General features: G+C 46.7%; 11 protein-coding genes. 9 read left to right on the top strand and 2 right to left on the bottom strand.

Annotated elements, in window-relative coordinates:
* The first annotated feature begins 191 nt into the window (after window positions 1–191).
* From QD47_RS25855 to QD47_RS25820, 8 genes are all read left to right on the top strand, one after another.
* The gene (locus QD47_RS25855) at window positions 192–1,139 is read left to right on the top strand and encodes a GDSL-type esterase/lipase family protein (RefSeq protein WP_044648807.1); all 948 of its coding nucleotides are present in this window, start codon (window positions 192–194) and stop codon (window positions 1,137–1,139) included.
* The gene (locus QD47_RS25850) at window positions 1,139–2,215 is read left to right on the top strand and encodes an ABC transporter ATP-binding protein (RefSeq protein WP_044648806.1); all 1,077 of its coding nucleotides are present in this window, start codon (window positions 1,139–1,141) and stop codon (window positions 2,213–2,215) included. Before QD47_RS25855 ends, QD47_RS25850 begins: the two co-directional genes overlap by 1 nt.
* The gene (locus QD47_RS25845; RefSeq protein ID WP_044648805.1) at window positions 2,208–3,197 is read left to right on the top strand and encodes an ABC transporter permease; all 990 of its coding nucleotides are present in this window, start codon (window positions 2,208–2,210) and stop codon (window positions 3,195–3,197) included. The genes QD47_RS25850 and QD47_RS25845 overlap by 8 nt, the downstream gene beginning before the upstream one ends.
* 98 nt (window positions 3,198–3,295) lie before the next feature.
* Complete coding sequence (gene parE, locus QD47_RS25840) at window positions 3,296–5,275, top strand: DNA topoisomerase IV subunit B (RefSeq protein ID WP_044648804.1); 1,980 nt, start codon at window positions 3,296–3,298, stop codon at window positions 5,273–5,275.
* 22 nt (window positions 5,276–5,297) lie between these two features.
* Window positions 5,298–7,760: a DNA gyrase subunit A gene (gene gyrA / locus QD47_RS25835; protein WP_044648803.1), complete on the top strand. Its 2,463-nt coding sequence runs from the start codon at window positions 5,298–5,300 to the stop codon at window positions 7,758–7,760.
* Between the two features lie 275 nt (window positions 7,761–8,035).
* A complete protein-coding gene (locus tag QD47_RS25830) occupies window positions 8,036–8,506 on the top strand; it encodes a MarR family winged helix-turn-helix transcriptional regulator (protein ID WP_044648802.1) in 471 nt (156 codons plus the stop codon).
* 306 nt (window positions 8,507–8,812) lie between these two features.
* The gene (locus QD47_RS25825) at window positions 8,813–9,298 is read left to right on the top strand and encodes a MarR family winged helix-turn-helix transcriptional regulator (protein ID WP_044648801.1); all 486 of its coding nucleotides are present in this window, start codon (window positions 8,813–8,815) and stop codon (window positions 9,296–9,298) included.
* Window positions 9,282–10,784, top strand: coding sequence for a DHA2 family efflux MFS transporter permease subunit (locus QD47_RS25820; protein ID WP_044648800.1), 1,503 nt, complete (start codon window positions 9,282–9,284; stop codon window positions 10,782–10,784). The genes QD47_RS25825 and QD47_RS25820 overlap by 17 nt, the downstream gene beginning before the upstream one ends.
* Before the next feature lie 130 nt (window positions 10,785–10,914).
* Here QD47_RS25820 and QD47_RS25815 read toward each other — a convergent pair whose 3' ends face one another.
* Both QD47_RS25815 and QD47_RS25810 read right to left on the bottom strand, forming a co-directional pair.
* A complete protein-coding gene (locus QD47_RS25815; RefSeq protein ID WP_044648799.1) occupies window positions 10,915–11,661 on the bottom strand; it encodes an RluA family pseudouridine synthase in 747 nt (248 codons plus the stop codon).
* 8 nt (window positions 11,662–11,669) lie between these two features.
* Entirely contained in the window at window positions 11,670–12,533 is an 864-nt protein-coding gene (locus QD47_RS25810) for a class I SAM-dependent methyltransferase (RefSeq protein WP_014281993.1), read from the bottom strand.
* Window positions 12,534–13,636: 1,103 nt separating this feature from the next.
* Between QD47_RS25810 and QD47_RS25805 the strand changes: the two genes are divergently transcribed.
* The gene (locus tag QD47_RS25805; protein WP_052646947.1) at window positions 13,637–18,448 is read left to right on the top strand and encodes a condensation domain-containing protein; all 4,812 of its coding nucleotides are present in this window, start codon (window positions 13,637–13,639) and stop codon (window positions 18,446–18,448) included.
* Window positions 18,449–18,457: the final 9 nt, after the last annotated feature.

The raw sequence follows: 18,457 nt of genomic DNA, 5'->3' as shown, positions 1-18,457 counted from the left end.
ACACGACGACTCATACTTAAGCATTTTGCATCATTCGATTCCCAACGCTCGAAAGTACAATAGATAGACGAACTAAACCGTTTCGATCTATATATTGCTGATTTAAAATCGCTCTTGGGATTGTTGCAAAATGCTATGTATGCTTCATAACACTCAGAACGGTTTATTTGCAAAATGCTATGAGAAGCTTTATGTTTATTTCACCAAGTGATCAGGAGGGAACACGAGTGAATTCATCAAAATGGATCTGGCGGTCTGTCGGTTCCGTGTCCATCGCCGCCACACTGCTATTATTGTACGGATTTATTGCCGCAGTACGAAGCATTACGGCTCCAGAGCCGCTCGTTAACACCAAACCTGTAAATTCGGGTTCATCGCAGATACAAAATGCGCCATCCGCTGCAACTCAGACAGGGGAGTTTCGGGTAGCTGCCATTGGAGATTCGCTGGCGAAAGGAACAGGCGATGACTCAGGCAGCGGTTTTGTACGACGGTCGGTGACCTTGTTAAATGGTCAGGAAGGCCATAAGGCTCAGCTCATTAACAATCTGGGCATTAACGGGCTGACGACTCAGGGACTTTTGACCAAACTGGATGAGCCTGGCGTGGCTTATGTGTTGAAAAAGGCCAATGTTATTATTGTGTCCATTGGCGGAAATGATTTGTTTCAGGGGGCACAAGCTGCCCAAACCGGCAAAGAGCCACCTACGCTTAATGGCTTGCGCAAGGCTCTGCCTGATGCAGCCAAGCGTTTGCAAAAAGTGCTGATAAAAGTCGGAAAAATCAATCCGAAGGCTAAAATTATATACGTTGGACTATATAATCCATTCAGTGACCTGCCGGAAATGAAAATTCCGGGAAATCTCGTCGTGACGGAATGGAATCTGGCTGCTATGGCGATTACCAATCAAAACAGTAATATGACGCTGATTCCAACCTTCGATTTATTTCAGCAAAATTTGCCGGTTTATTTATCCTCCGATCATTTTCATCCTAACGGACAGGGCTATCAGGCAATTGCTGAGCGTATCGCTCAAGGGTTTGCGGTAGTAGCGGCCAAGGAAGGCGACAATACGGAGGATGGACAACAGTCCACGAGCAGTCAACCTGCTGAAGTGAAGAAGGGAGGGAACAAGTGATGAGCATCCAATCTGCTGACAAGACCGAGACCGGTGTAGTTAAGGATTCTACAACTACAGGTAGAGCATCCGGCTACCATCCCGACAACCAGATTGGCAGCGCAGACGGAGGCAGAAGAGACAACGAAACGGTTCTCTCTGTTCAGCACGTCAAAAAGCGTATTGGACGCAAAATGATTATTCATGATGTAACCTTCGATGTGCGTGCGGGTGAAATTTTTGGTTTTCTCGGTCCCAATGGGGCTGGAAAAACGACGACCATTCGGATGCTGGTCGATCTGATCAAGCCTACGGAGGGCACTATAACTGTATGTGGTCATAATGTGAACCGTGATCCGGAGCAGGCATTGCGGCATATCGGTTCTATTGTGGAAAATCCGGAGGTATATAGCTATTTGACAGGGTGGGAGAATCTGGAGCATTTTGCCCGCATGCAGCCTGGTGTGGATGAACAGCGTATTCGTGAAGTCGTGGAGCTGGTGCGGCTGGATCGCCGTATTCATGATAAGGTAAGTACGTATTCTCTCGGGATGCGCCAGCGTCTCGGTATTGCTCAGGCATTGCTTGGCAGACCCAAGCTGCTCATTCTGGATGAACCGACAAACGGATTGGACCCCAAAGGGATCAAGGAAATGAGAGCTTTTATCCGTCTGTTAGCGGCAGAGGGTATGGCTGTATTTGTTTCCAGTCATTTGCTTAGTGAAATCCAGTTGCTGTGTGATCGTGTCGCTATTATCAGTCGAGGACGGGTGCTTGCTGTTGGTGGTGTGCGGGAATTGGTTGAAACGCATTCGCGTATGGCCGTATGGCAACTGGAGCCCCATGATCAGGGTCTTGCCCTGTTGGAAGGCTCTCCGCATGTACAAATCATTACGAACGCCGATGAACTGATTGATGACAGCATTGTTGCAGGCAGCGGAGCGGATGCTATTTTTACAGAAATGGACGAAGAGCATATCGCGGAGCTGGTCGTACAAATGACGGCTTCCGGCATTTCCGTTAAAGGTGTAACCAAAATCAACCCTACACTGGAGCAGCTATTCCTGAAAATGACGGAAGGTGAGATTCTTGAATAACATTTTACCGCTCGTACAAAATGAAACACTCAAAATCATCAAGAAGAAACGATTTTATGTCATTTTACTTGTTTTGCTTGTGCTTGTGCCGATTTTTACGTACGCTCAGATGAAGGTGGCGGAAAATAACCGCGAAAAATTCGGCAATGACTGGCGACTGGAGCTGCGTCAGGCCATTACCGACAACCAAAATTCGCTGGGCAGCGACCGGGTTCCGGAGGAATGGAAGACCTACAGGCGAGTATTTGTCCAACAAATGCAATATTATCTGGAAAATGACGTGAACCCGAATGAGCCAAGTGGCGTAACTTTTACCAGAGAGTTTATGGACAATTCTATTAATTTGTTCGTTCCATTACTTATTATGGCGATTGCCTCCGATCTGGTTTCAGGAGAACGGACGACGGGTACGATAAAAATGCTGCTGACCCGTCCTGTCAGGCGGTGGAAGGTGCTGCTGAGCAAGCTGCTAACACTGTATATGTTCGTTTCGCTCATCATTTTGGCTGTGTTTGTGATCAGTTACCTTATATCTGGCTTGTTTTTTGGCTTTCGCGGCTTTAATGTTCCGGTATTTACGGGCTTCCAAATTGTTGGCTCCACGGTGGATATGTCTGCGGTACATGCGATCCCGCAATGGTACTATCTGATGTTACAAGCTGGATTGATCTGGTTCGTCAGTCTTGTGATAGCCTCGCTTGCCTTTATGGTATCGGTGCTGGTACGCAGTACGGCGGCAAGCATTGTGGTAATGATGGCTGCGCTTATTTCAGGCACAATTTTAACGAACATGGCCTCATCCTGGCAGAGTGCAAAATATTTATTTATGGTCAACCTCGAATTGACCGATTATTTATCAGGAAGCCCCGCCCCGATTGAGGGGATGACCTTGCCGTTTTCTTTAGCTGTACTGGGCATTTGGGGGGCTGCGGCGCTGATTGTTTCATTCGCCGTCTTTACGAAACGGGATATATTGAATTAAAATGGACAAGGTAAAAGAAAACATCTGTTTGCATTTTTGGTGAAAATCATCAAGAATAAGGCAAAACACGGTTATGATTAGACAAAGGGGGAGCATGAATGGTCGACAAAATCGACTTGTCTGCGGGAGCGACCGGCACTCAGAACGGAGCTTCGGAATATGGCGTGGACGACATTCAAGTGCTCGAAGGGCTTGTGGCAGTTCGCAAACGGCCGGGCATGTATATTGGGAGCACCAGTTCTTCGGGACTACATCATTTGGTATGGGAAATTGTGGACAACGCGGTTGATGAGCATCTTGCCAAGTTTTGCTCCCGCATTGACATTACAATGCATAAGGACGGTTCCGTTACAGTAACAGACAACGGACGTGGTATTCCTACGGGAATGCACAAAACGGGAATTCCTACACCGCAGGTAGTATTTACTATTTTGCACGCTGGAGGTAAGTTCGGCGGTTCGGGATATAAAAAGTCCGGGGGTCTGCACGGTGTAGGCGCGTCAGTAACGAACGCTCTTTCGGAATGGCTTGAAGTGGAAATTTACCGGGACGGCAAGATTCACCGTCAGCGGTTTGAATATTGGCAGGACAAGAAGGGCGTGGAGCATGTCGGGGAACCGACCACAGGCCTTGAAGTGCTGGGCAATACCAACAAGACGGGCACCAAAATTACTTTTAAACCGGATATTCGCGTATTCCAGGCAGGCATTCATTTCAACTACGATACGCTGGCCGAACGGCTTCAGGAAATTGCTTTTCTGAACTCGGGTCTTCGTATCCAGCTTAAAGATGAACGCAGCGGGAAGTCGGATGAGTATTTTTATGAGGGCGGAGCGAGTCAGTTTGTCGCTTTTCTGAATGAAGGCAAGGACGTGCTGCATGACGTCATTCACTTCAACGCGGAGAAGGAAGACGTTGAGGTGGAAATTGCCATTCAGTACAACGCAGGTTATACCGAAACGATTGCTTCGTTTGTCAACTCCATTCCGACACGCGGCGGGGGTACGCATGAAACGGGCTTCAAAACCGCTTACACCCGTGTCATGAATGACTATGCGCGACGCACGGTAATGCTGAAGGAAAAGGATAAGAATCTGGAAGGCAATGATTTACGTGAGGGAATGATGGCCGTAATCAGCGTCAAGATGGCTGAGGTTGAATTCGTCGGTCAGACAAAGGATCAGCTAGGTAGCGCTTCCGCACGCAGTACAGTGGATGCGATTGTATCGGAGCAGATACAGCGTTTTCTGGAGGAAAATCCGCAGGTCGCGCAAACGTTAATCAAAAAGGCAGTACAGGCGTCCAGAGCGCGTGAAGCAGCACGTAAGGCTCGGGACGAAATGCGTTCCGGCAAGAAACGCAGTGAAAGCTCTAATCTGAACGGCAAGCTATCGCCTGCGCAGTCCAAGGATTTTACACGAAACGAGTTGTTTATCGTGGAAGGTGATTCGGCTGGAGGATCGGCGAAGCAGGGACGGGATTCCAAAATTCAGGCTATTTTGCCCTTGAAGGGCAAGCCGATGAATCCGGAGAAATCCAAGCTGGCGGATGTTATGAAAAATGATGAGTACCGCGCGATTACAGCAGCAATCGGGGCGGGGGTAGGAACAGAGTTTACGCTGGAAGACAGCAATTATTCCAAAATCATTATTATGACTGATGCGGATACAGACGGCGCGCACATTCAAGTGTTGCTGCTGACGTTCTTTTATCGGTATATGAAAGAGCTGATTGATGCGGGACGCATATTTATCGCTCAACCGCCATTGTATAAAATAACCCGGAAGTCGGGTAAGCTCGAAACGGTACGATATGCCTGGACTGACGAGCAGCTTGACAATTACTTAAAGGAATTTGGACGGAATTTTGAGCTTCAACGCTATAAAGGACTCGGGGAGATGAATCCTGATCAGTTATGGGAAACGACGATGAATCCCGAGTCACGTACCTTGCTGCGTGTTCAAATTGAGGATGCAGCCAAGGCTGAACGCCGTGTGTCCACATTGATGGGCGACAAGGTTGATCCGCGCAAGCGCTGGATTGTGGAAAACGTAGATTTTACGGAATATGTAGAGTAGTGCTATCAAATGAGGTGTATACATGAGCTTATCGGAGCAATTTTTGCCAGCTTTTCTGGAGGAAGTGGTCGGTGACCGCTTTGGCCGATATTCCAAATATATTATTCAGGATCGGGCAATACCCGATGTGCGGGATGGATTAAAGCCAGTACAGCGCCGGATTCTATACTCCATGTACGATTCCGGCAACACACCGGATAAAGCATATCGGAAATCTGCCAAAACCGTCGGGGATGTGATGGGTAATTATCACCCCCACGGTGACTCGTCGATTTACGATGGTATGGTGCGGATGGCGCAGCCTTGGAAAATGAGTCACGTACTGGTGGACGGTCACGGCAACTGGGGTTCCCAAGACGATGACCCTGCGGCAGCCATGCGGTACACGGAGGCACGTCTGTCTCCTATCGCGATGGAAATGCTGCGTGACATTGAAAAACGCACGGTTATGTTCAAGGATAACTTTGATAACTCGGCAAAGGAGCCGGTTGTGCTGCCTTCCCGCTATCCGAATCTGTTAGTAAACGGCTCCAGTGGGATTTCGGCCGGATTTGCGACTGAAATTCCGACGCACAGCTTACGCGAGGTCATTGACGCCAGCATTGCTGTGATGGAAAAGCCGGATATTGAGCTGGAAGAGATTATGACCTTTATTAAAGGTCCTGATTTCCCGACGGGCGGACTAATTATGGGTGGCGAAGGCATTAAAGACGCTTATCGCACAGGTAAAGGGCGTATTTATATCCGTTCCAAAACGGAAATACAGTCTTTGCGCGGAGGTAAGCAGCAACTGGTCATTACGGAGATTCCATACCAGATTGTTAAATCAAGGCTCGTAACCGCCATGGAGAATATCCGTCTGGAGAAAAAGGTGGAAGGGATTGCCGAGGTTCGTGACGAGAGTGGTCGGAATGGTTTGCGAATTGTGGTGGAACTGAAGAAGGAAGCCGATGCGGAAGGGATTTTGGCCTATTTGCTGAAAAAAACCGACCTTCAGGTGGCATACAACTTCAACATGGTAGCCATTGTGAACAAAGCACCGCATCAGCTTGGATTGAAGTCCATTTTGGAAGCATATATCGCCCATCAACGCGAAGTTGTCACACACCGTATCCAGTTTGAGTTGGAAAAGGCGGAGGATCGCGCCCATGTGCTGGAAGGTTTGGTCAAGGCGCTGAACATTCTGGATGAGGTCATTGCGGCCATTAAAGCTTCCAAAAACCGTCAGGACGCGCAAAATAATTTGCAATGGATGTTTGGCTTTAGCGAACGTCAGGCCGATTCTATTTTGACCTTACAACTGTACCGCCTCACGAATCTGGAAATCACTACGCTGGAAAAGGAATTAAGTGAAATCCAGAAAAAAATTACACAGTACCGTTCTATTTTGGAAAGTGATCGCAAGCTGATCAGTTTGATCCGCAAGGAACTGCTGGAAATCCGTGAGAAGTACGGCATTGACCGCCGTTCGGACATACAGGGTGAGGTTGAAGAAATTAAGGTGAATCTGGAGGTCATGGTTGGGGCAGAGGATGTATTGCTGACTCTTTCCAAAGACGGCTATGTGAAGCGTACAGGTATGCTGTCCTTCACCCGTTCCGGTGGGGAGCGCTCAGCTTCTGGCGTTAAGGAAGGAGATTATGTCACTCAGTTGCTTGATGTCAACACACTTGATGTGTTGCTCGTCTTCACTCAGCGCGGACAATATTTCTTATTGCCTGTGCATCAGGTGCCAGAGTATAAGTGGAAAGAGCCGGGAACTCCGATTGTTAACGTCATTCCTTTAACCAAGGATGATCGGATCGTGAGTGTCATTCCGATCAAAAACATGGAGGAAATCGGCAAAAGTCTGGTGTTTGTAACGAAGAAGGGTCAAGTGAAGCGAACAGAGCTGAAAGAATATGCTACGAAACGTTCCAGTGCCGTAGCAGCCTGCAAGGTTGCAGGGGACGATGAGGTATTATCGGTAACGCTAAGCGACGGCACCCGGGATATTATGTTGATTACCCGTGCGGGGATGAGCATACGCTTCAAGGAGCAAGAGGTTAATGCGATGGGCCGCGTCTCGGCTGGTGTGAAAGGTATACAGCTGGCGGAAGGCGATGAAATTGTTGCAGCGCTGTGGGTGGAAGAGGATGAAGGAGAAGTGCTGGTACTGACCGAATCCGGTTATGGCAAGCGTACGCTTCTGCTGGATTATCCTGCTCAGGGACGAGGCGGTAAAGGAATCACCACCTTCGAATTCAAGGAAGGCAAACGGGTACGTTCGAACGGAACTCGGATTGTGGCTGCCTTCTATTGCCGTGAAGCTATTCAATTGTTTGCGATCACTGCAGATGGACAGACGATGTCCTTCCTTTCGGAAAAAGCTCCTTTGACTGACCGCAAGGATACAGGCAAGCTGCTGGCTCCTGTGGAGAAGAAGGACGAAATTGTGAATGTGCTGCTGCGTAGTGAGCCGCAGGCTTCCCGGTCCATAGAATAACAGGAAAGTCAAGCGCTTTTTAGCTCGAAAAAGAGAGGTCCTCTCGTGCCATTCCGGCACGAATGAGGACCTTTTTGCCGTCATGCTGTCGAACCTTGACCAGCCTCCAAAACCGAAGTGAGACTTCCCTCCCCTTTTCAATTGATGCTCCAAAAACGGCAGGAAACCGGGGCTAAATGGCGAAAATTTAATGTGATGAAATACAATCCGGACGGTGGCCCATACGGTAACTTTGATGCTTTTACTGATCCTGTTATTCAAAGGAGTGAGGCAAAATGCAAACGACCGAATTTGCGAAAATCTGGTCCAGAATGGCTAAGGATTACAAGGTTCATATGGAGCAGCAGTTGGCTCCATCATTGACTGAGGCTCAGCTTACGGTGCTGGAGGTTCTGAACGAATACGGCCGCATGAAACCGTCTCAACTGATCCCGTATCTCGCAACCACACCTGCGGCGGTTACAATGCTGCTAGACCGGATGGAGCGGAATCGCCTGGTCACCCGCTTTAGAGACGTAAAGGATCGCAGAATCGTATGGATTGTCATTTCGGATCAAGGAAGAGAAGAAGCGGAACGGGGATTGCAAATAAGGGATGATTTTCTAGGCTCTGCACTAAACCGGATTTCGCAGCATAATCAAAATTTGCTGGTTTATCTGTTGGGTAAAATCACCACAAAGACGAAAACGTCTGCATCGGCAAGCGAGGCAAAGGGAGTAAAGGAACAAATAGAGCGAGCGGAGTAAGCATCTTCTCTTTCATATTCTAAATAAAAATGCGCGGATAATGCTGCCCAAAAGGGCCACACATGTCCGCGTTTTTTGTGCTAAAAAACACATATTGTAGCTGTTGTCACCTTTTTAAATGACTTGTTGTATCCTGCAAGTTTCAGCTGCTCTTTTCAATACCTAATATCTGTTACAGGGATGAATGTTGACATTTACATATAACATGATAAAATTAGTTATACATAAATAACATTTCGTATGCGAATAGTTGCTTGATTATGTATATGGAATGTGAATTGGGTAATGGGAAGAAGGATGGTTCCAGTGAGTGACAGAGAGGAAGACAGACTTGAGGTGTACCGGATTATTCAGTCGGTAAGGGAGGTTAACAAAACGATATTTTATGCCTTCTGGAATGAGGAGCAGCATTTGGATCTGACAGCCGTTCAGCATATGGCTTTGGCGATTCTGAATAAACGACCCAATATCGGGTTATCTGAGCTGGCAGACATAGCCCATATGGGGTGTAGCTCCATGAGCGGGGTGGTTGACCGCTTGACCAAGGCAGGATATATCGCTCGCGGACGGCATGAGCATGATCGCAGATCCTTAGTGCTGACGCTTACGCCGGAAGGAAAAGACATCATGCAAAAAGTAGACGCCATGTGGATGGAGCGCGTCTTGCCCATTCTGGACATCCCGAAGGAGCATCTGGACATGGTCCTGGATATTCATAAACAAATGATAATGAAATTGACACCGAAGGGAATGAATCAACTTGAGCAGTCCTCAAATGACACTACCAGGTAATGTACGCAGAGCACCCATTGTGGCCGCTCTGTTGATTGGCGCGTTTGTTGCGATTTTAAACCAGACGTTGATAAGTGTGGCTTTACCGAAAATGATGAGTGATCTGAATGTAGATGCCAATGTGGCTCAGTGGCTTAGTACGGGCTTTATGCTCGTGAACGGGGTATTGATCCCGGTGACCGCATTTTTGATTGCGCGTTTTTCCACTCGTAAATTGTTTATTAGTGCAATGATTATCTTTTCAATCGGCACGCTGTTGTGCGCTATTGCGCCGAGTTTTAGCATATTGCTTATCGGACGTCTCATTCAGGCCGCGGGTGCGGGTATTATGATGCCTTTAATGATGGTCGTTATCTTGAACATCTACCCAATTGAGCGTCGTGGCCGGGCGATGGGAACACTGGGGATTGCGATGGGTTTTGCTCCAGCCATTGGACCAACCTTATCCGGTTATATAGTCCAGCATTACGACTGGCGGGTACTGTTCTGGATCATCCTGCCGATTTCAGTGATTTCGATTGTGATCGGATTTATTTTTCTGAAAAATGTAACGGAGCAGTCCAAGCCTAAGTTGGACATTCCCGGCATCATTTTGTCTACGCTCGGTTTCGGTGGACTGTTATATGGCTTTAGTGATGCAGGAACATCGGGCTGGGGAAGTATTCCGGTCCTGTCTACGCTTATTGTTGGGACGATCGCGCTGATTCTGTTTATTGTTCGCCAGTTGAAGGTTGATGAACCTATGCTGGAGTTCCGTATCTTCAAATATGATGTGTATAGCTTGACGACAATCATTAATGTCATTGTGACGATGGCTTTGTACGCCGGTATGATATTACTGCCGATTTATTTGCAAAATATTCGCGGCTTTTCACCGCTTGAGTCCGGTATGCTGATGTTGCCGGGGGCAATTCTGATGGGGGCCATGTCTCCTGTGACCGGGGCTATTTTTGACCGAATTGGAGCGCGCTGGTTGTCCGTGATCGGCTTGTTGATCATGGCTGTGACGACTTGGGAGTTCGCACGCTTGACCGAGACAACGACCTATATGACGCTGCTGGTTAATTATACGGTTCGGATGTTCGGGATGTCATTGCTGATGATGCCGATCCAAACGGCCGGGTTGAACCAGCTTCCGCAACGATTGAATGCGCATGGTACGGCAATGAGTAATACACTGCGTATGATTTCCGGTTCAATCGGGACGGCAATTCTGGTGACGGTGATGTCGACTCAAAGCAGCAACCGTCTGACGAATATTGTTGCATCTGAGGGATTATCTGTTACAGATAAGGCAGAGATGCTGGCAGCAGGCAATCAGGCTACGATTTACGGTATCAACTCAGCCTTTATCATTGCGACGCTGTTGAGTGTGACGGCCCTGATTTTGGCGTTTTTCATCAAGAATACGAATGCTCAAAACGCTCGGCCCCGTCAGCAGTTGGTGAACAGTAAGAAAGGGCAGTCTGTGGTCTCCTCGTCATAAGGGACGGGAGGGTTATCAGATTTTTAACAAAAAAAGCCCGTAATGCATGTTTGTTTGATTACATGCGTTACGGGTTCTTTTTGTATATTGAATTGAAGATATTAAAAGCTGAATACGTGGACTTGCCTGCTCAATTCTCAGCTTCGATCATGCTTTCATAAAGCGATTTAGGCCACTCACTCCATGGGAATTGGGCTGGAGGGAACGAGTGGAAGCTCATGTTCTCCTTGCTAACCGGATGCGGTGCTCCGGCAAGCAGAGACCAGAGCGCCAATTGTTGACCTGGGCGGCTCAGGCTGCTACCGTATTTTTGATCCCCGTATAGAGGACAGCTGATAGCCTGCATCTGTACACGAATCTGATGCGAGCGTCCGGTGTGTAGCTCAATTTGTACAAGACTGAGCCCATCTGCTTGTCCAAGCACGCGGTACTCCAAAATAGCCTCCTTGGAGCCAGCCGTGCCAGGACGAACCGCCTGAACAGTGTTAGTGCGGCTGTCCTTTAACAGGTGATGGGTCAGACGGCCTTGTAAGGCCGCGGGGACACCGTTTAGAACCGCCACATACATCTTGCGGAAACTACGACCTCGAACCGACTCTGACAGCCGGGAAGCAGCTTTGGACGTCTTGGCAAAGATCATGGTCCCACCTACAGGCCGATCCAGTCTGTGAACCAGTCCCAAAAATACGTTACCGGGCTTATTGTGTCTGATCTTGAGATCTTCTTTGAGTAAAGACAGCAGATCAGGATCACCGCTGGCATCCTCTTGTGTTGGAACGTTGACAGGCTTCACAATCGCCAACACATGGTTGTCCTCATATAGAACAGGAATGTCCGATTGTGAATGCCCATGCCGGATAAGCTTATCTGGAGTCATAGGAGGAATTAAGCCTCCCAGCGTCCGAGAATACCGCATGGCAAGTTCAAGCCCGAGCGGGTGATCGGCAATCCGATTTCACCAGCGCTTATTTGACCGCCGTACTTTTGCTGCATCGTCATGCTCAGCATGTTGCGCAGTACGGTAGGGGAAATCCCTGTGGTATAGGAGTTAATCAGCATGAACAGCGGTTGATCTGAAATGATACTCATGCAGGATTCCAGGAACGGATACAGGCTTTCTTCCAGCTTCCACGTTTCACCGTTTGGTCCGCGCCCGTAGGAAGGAGGGTCCATAATGATCGCATCATATCGGTTTCCCCGGCGTTGTTCACGTTGCACGAATTTGAACACATCGTCCGTAATGAAGCGTACCGGACGGTCGGCCAAGCCGGACAATTGCACGTTCTCCTTCGCCCACTGTACCATGCCCTTGGCGGCGTCCACGTGAACTACACTGGCCCCGGCATACGCTGCGGCAGTAGTGGCTCCCCCAGTGTAGGCGAACAGGTTCAGTACCGAAATCGGTCTGCCAGCGCCTTTAATTTTATCCATCATCCAGCTCCAGTTCGCTGCTTGCTCCGGAAAAAGACCAGTATGCTTGAAACTGGTCGGTTTAATGTGGAATTTAAGCGGCCCGTAGCTGATCGTCCATCGCTCTGGAGTAGGCTTTTTCATATCCCAGCTACCGCCCCCAGAGGAACTGCGGTGGTAATGTCCATGAACATCGCGCCACTCGGCTGTTTCCTGGGACAATGGCCATATAATTTGCGGATCAGGCCGCCGCAGGACAATATCGCCCCAACGCTCCAGCTTTTCGCCGCCGCCTGTATCCACTACTTCATAATCTTTCCATTCTTGTGCTACATACATGTACAATCCATCCTTCAGCATTCAATTCAGGATTCCGGCAGTCCTCTGCGCAAAAATCCCCATATGGAGTCTATTGTACAACAAACCTTAGCAACAATCGAATGATTCCGTGGAGAAGCTGGCATTGACCGTTATAGCTCCCAGCATTTTTTGTCGCTATATGGCGACTTTTGATAGGCGAAAAGTGTTATGAAGCAGAATTGTTTATTTTCCAAATTATTTATGTTGAAGGAATTTAAAAATCATTGACATTTTTCGAATTTATATTTTATCATGTAAATAAATAGTTATATGTTACGCTTATTTAATAATCAAAACATCCTGTCCTACCTCGACGTTATGTTATCAATTTCATCTATGATACTGAAATCTTTAGCTGTAAATATAAGGTTTCACTATACTTCCAGTTTTACCCACTTCCAAGATCACACAATATTTTACTCACACCACGAAATGCTATTCCATTATTCTACTCCATCATTCTATTCCATTTTTAAGCTTGTTTTTTATTAAAATGATTTTTCTACTGTCTGTAATAACGATTTCCGTACATATGCACGTTAACGCTCGAATTGTGAAAACATTTTTGTTTTGCCACCTTCTTGTCGAATGAAAGGTGTTTGATAAAGAAAAAAACATTCATAACAGTTGAACAGGCGTGGGGAGTCTTTGAACGACCGTTGAATTTGGGGTTGGTAAAAAAGTGAGGCCGCTTCGTCTAATAAATTTTTTTCGAATATTTTAAATTCTAAGCAGCAGCTAACGATGAATTGTCAAGTGTTTGTATAATTTCGGATGGAGGTGAGCTCAATTAGCTAGAGCTTTATCATGTGTTCATAGACCGATGAGCGTTCACAATTTGGAAGGTTGGCGTATATATCGGACTCTCCAAGGCACAAGCTTCGAATACGGGTGTTTCTTGTCAGGAAGCCGGATCGGGTGTGTTACTGAATTTTATCGAAGGTATGTAGGATGCTTTGAATATGGGGAAAAATTCGCGATATGAAATTTTTTACGTCGAATTGAGCATACAAGATTGTCTCATTTATTTACGAGATGCCAGACGAGCTTCTAAAAAATCAGCGATAAAGGAGTATATAAATATGGCGAACAAGTATTCCACGACAGAATCAGTCCTTAACCAGCACAAAGCTCATGTTAGACAAAAACTAGTCAAGATAATTGGAAATGTGACCCAACTTAACGAAGATGAAATAGAGCCACAAACGCATTTTTTAGAGCTAGGGCTGGATTCCATTACTCTATCTCAAGTCCGTCATAGCATCAAGGATGCGTTTGGATTTGACATACCTATGAATGAGTTTTTTGATACGCTAACCACGTTGGAATTGTTGACAAATCATGTGGCAGAAAGAGTAGTTATCCCCATTGAGTCTACGAATCAGAAGGTGGTAGAAAGTTCTGTGGAGATCCCAGGTAAGGGGATAGAACATACGGCCCCTTATGTATTACAAACGTATGAAAAACAGAACCTTTCGATGTCCGCGCCTGTGGGCTTAGAACGCATTTTGGAGCAACAGCTTCATTTAATGTCACATCAGCTTGAGGTGCTGCGGGATCATACCATAGCACATGTGAACACTACCACTGTATATCACCATCACCCCGAGGAAGACAGTGCAAAGATCGTACAAGCAGTCAAGGACAGCGTAAGCGACCTTCGTAAAGGAGCCTTCCTACCCGACCTGTCGTCGAACGGAAGCGGCCCAGGTCTGGAAAAGCAAGCTTTAGCTGTATCCATGCCTCCGGAAACGGAGACATGGGGCGCTCAGGAAACTGTTATTGCACTGACCCCGGATCAAAAGCAGCTTTGGTTCGCTACGGTTTCAGAACGAAATGACTCACAATCTTTACATGAAACCGCTTTGCTACGTTTTTGTGGCCCGCTTCAGCCCGAAGCTTTTACCGAGGCAGTTCATACCATCGTGAACCGCCACGAAGCTTTGCGTACCTTTATGAATGATGATGGAGAGACACAAGTGATTACATCTGAAATGAAGATTAGCGTTCCATTGCATGATTTTAGCGACTACTCGCCAGATGAACAGGAACAGCACGTCCGAAATTGGCTGGCCAAGGATAGCACAATTCCGTTCCCATTAATACCTTATAAGCCATTATTCCGTGTTCAATTGCTGAAAATATCAGTCATAGAGCATATTGGTGTATTTACCTTCCACCATTTGATTGCGGACGGCTGGTCGATGGGAGTGTTCATGCGGGAGTTAGAGCACATCTATTCCGCGTTAGTCCGCAATGAAGCTGTTACTCTACCCGATCCGGTATCATTTCGGAACTATGCCGTTTGGCAGCATGATCAGTTGAGGTCTGGAGGAGAGGAGGCTGTTACGTTTTGGTCGGCTGTACTAAAGAGGTCTCTGCCTGTGCTAGATTTACCTTCTCCGGTGCGTGGGCTACAGATGCCATCTTCCCAAGGAAGCAGACATACTTTGATTCTGGAGGCACCGTTAGTTCAACGGCTGAGAAACGTAAGTATCAAACTCGGAAACAGTTTATTCATCACCCTTTTATCTGCATTTCAGCTTTTTCTGCATCGCCTGACAGGCCAAAAAGAAGTGATGGTAAGCGTACCGACAGCAGGACAAGCGCAAATGGATGCTTTTTCGCTGATTGGTAACTGTGTGAATATGCTTCCGGTCATTAGCGAAGTGTGTTCTGACGTTTCATTTAATTCATTTGCCCAAACGGTCAAACACCAAATGAATGAGTTGGAAGCCTACCAGAAATACAGCTTTGCCGGACTGGCCCCACTAGGATTAAAATATTTGCCAGTAATGAACGTTGTGTTTAATATGGATCGGCCGATTCCTCGTTTTTACTTCCACCAATTGGATGTAGAAGTGCTTGAAAACGAAATATCTTTCAGTAAATACGAGCTGTTTTTGAACGTTACGGAGATACAGAAGCAGTTGCGTCTTGACTTTGACTATAATACAGATATTTTTCAAGAAAATATCGTTAAAACGTGGTCAGAATACTTCCTTCACCTGCTGCATTTAATTGTGGAGAATGAGGAAATTCGTGTATCCTCGATTTCTTTACTTGATGTTGTGGGACAGGAGCGGCTTCGGGCTACATGGACTGATTACGTCGATTCTAACGGTATTTATCCTTGCGTGCTTGATGCATACAAGCAACCAGCACCTGTCGGAACAGCAGGGGAGGTCTATCAGGCCTCGGCAGTCAGCGGAATTTTGGGAACGACCCGGGAATGGGCTTACGTGGAAGGTGGAGCGAAGCTTTTACATATCGGTCATTTGGACCGAAGCATCTGCATCCGCGGACATCAAGTGAATTTGGAACAACTGGAGAAACACTTGCTGCAAACTTTCCAACTAAGTGATTGCTTGATTACCCCGCAAACGAATGAAGCCGGTGAAGTATTGCATTTAACCGCCTTTCTTGTGGCAGCCGCTTCAAAGCCTTGGGAAGAATCCGAGCTGAAGCAAGCTGTGAATAGACTCCTTCCGGATTATACGCGGCCTCGTTGGTGCATTAAGATGCATCGTATTCCTCTCTTAGCAAATGGAGAGCCGGATCTGCAGGTCCTGCTAGAAGTGGGAAAAGCAAGTGTTAATGCAGCAAAGGATGTTGGTTCTGAGGTACAAACCGCTGAGGAGAAGCTGACGACTATTTGGAAGGACGTTTTGAATGTGTCCGAAGTTAACCGTCATGAATCCTTTTTCCATTTGGGTGGGGATTCGTTAAAAGCGACCGTCATCTTGTCCAAAGTGAACAAGGAGTTGGGTGTACACATCCCACTCAGCCGCATTTTTGATTTGCAAACGATTGCCGAACTTTCTGCATTTATTGTCGGAGGGCAGCAGCAAACATATGAATCGATTGTTCCTGTGCCCCCCGAGCCTTTTTACCCGGTGTCTTCAGCCCAAAAAAGGATGTACGCACTGGATCAATTGGGTGGCGGAACAGCCTACCATATTTCAGGTCAGCTCCTCATAGAAGGAGACTTGGAAGTTTCAAAGTTTATTGAAGCTACTAGGGAAGTTATTTTAAGACATGAGTCCTTCCGGACATATTTTGAACTGCAGGCTGGGGAGATTGTACAAAAAATTCGGGACACGATGACGTTTGAAATACCGTTCTCACGAATTCCGCAAGAAGAGGCAGCGCAGGCCCGAATCTCGTTTATTCGGCCCTTTTACTTGGATAAAGCTCCTTTGCTCCGCATTAAACTGTTCGAACTTATTCAGGGCGGTTTTATGCTCCTGGTGGATATGCATCACATCATTGCGGACGGTTTTTCTATGACCATTATGATGGATGAGATCATCCAGCGTTATCAGGGCAGAGAGCTTGCTGACATTCAGCTTCATTACAAGGACTTTGTGGCTTGGAAGCAGCAGCAAATAAATGGCAGTAAATGGAGTGAGTGTAGACCATATTGGTTAGGGGCCTTGAATGGAAAGCTTCCCGTTCTGCAAATGCCTGCGGACTTTTCGCGACCGCAGACACAAAGTTTTGAAGGGGACAGTTTGACGGTCACATTGGATGGGAAGTTGACAAAATCCTTATACCAACTAGCCCAAAATACCGAATCAACGCTTTTCATGGTGCTTTTAGCAGCGTATAACGTGTTGCTGGCCAAGTATTCGGGTCAAGAAGATATCATTGTAGGTTCGCCTGTGGCTGGAAGAGAACATGTGGATACGCAAGCGATGATCGGGATGTTCGTTAATACACTGGCGCTTCGGAATTACCCGCATTCGACACTAACGTTCCAATCCTTTTTACAGGAGGTCAAGCAAAGCACGTTGTTGGCACTGGAGCATCAGGAATATCCATTTGATGAACTGGTAGATCAACTTGAACTGGTTCGTGATGTCAGCCGAAATCCTGTGTTCGATACGATGTTCAGTTTGCAAAATGTCGGGATGGACACTTTGGAGGTCGAGGGGGTCCGATTTAAACCGGAGGAATATAATGCTGGCGTAGCGCAGGTCGATTTCTCATTGCTTGTGACTGAAGAACAAGATCAAGTGACCCTTGTTTGGGAATATGCTACTAAGTTATTTAAGCCAGAGACAATAAGGAAGTTGGCAGAGCATTATATAAAGATCTTGGAGACAATCGCCCAGGATAGTAGATTACGATTGGCTGATATGAATATTTTGTCTGATAATGAAGAACAGTTAATTTTATCAAGGTTAAATGAAATGTCTACACTTAATACACTAGCCAAAAGTAGACAAATTGATTATTCAGATTACAAAGATCATGATGCCGCTTTGAATTACTGGAGAGCGTATTTGAAGGAGTACGAGGGTCAATCTCGCTTACCGCAGGCTCGAATGAATAAGACATGGAGTCGTCAGACCGAATATCATGACTTTCATTTGGATGCAGACATGATAGGCGGGCTGCAACGGATTGCTCAGGAATATGAGGTAACCATCCAAATACTGGTGCAAACGGTGTGGGGACTTCTGCTGCAAAAATATAACGGTACGGATGATGTAGTGTTTGGTAGTGTGGCTTTAGAAAGCACATCTGTGGTACGGAATGAAGAGCAAGCCCTCGATCAGCAAATAAATACTGTACCTGTGCGCATTAGAACTAGTCATAATAGTCGATTTTTGGAAGAGATCAAGCAACAACAAATGCTTTCTATGCGTAACCTTGCCCATAAAGTGTATTCACTCGAAGAAATTGAGGCAATGTCAGAGCAAAATCACGATTTAATTAATCACATCCTTATTTTTGATCATGTATCAGTAGAGGAAGAAATTCAGCAACTGGGTGGTAGCGATGAGAATCGCTTTTGTATTGACGAAATCGATTGGATGAAGCAGACAAATTATGACTTTAATCTGGTTGTAGTGCCGGGAAAAACGATACAAATGAGAGCTATTTAGTCGTCGTGT

Source organism: Paenibacillus terrae (genome assembly GCF_000943545.1).
Lineage (GTDB): Bacteria > Bacillota > Bacilli > Paenibacillales > Paenibacillaceae > Paenibacillus > Paenibacillus terrae_A.
The sequence above is the reverse complement of the archived record's forward strand: the minus strand, read 5'-3'. Positions and strand labels throughout refer to the sequence as shown.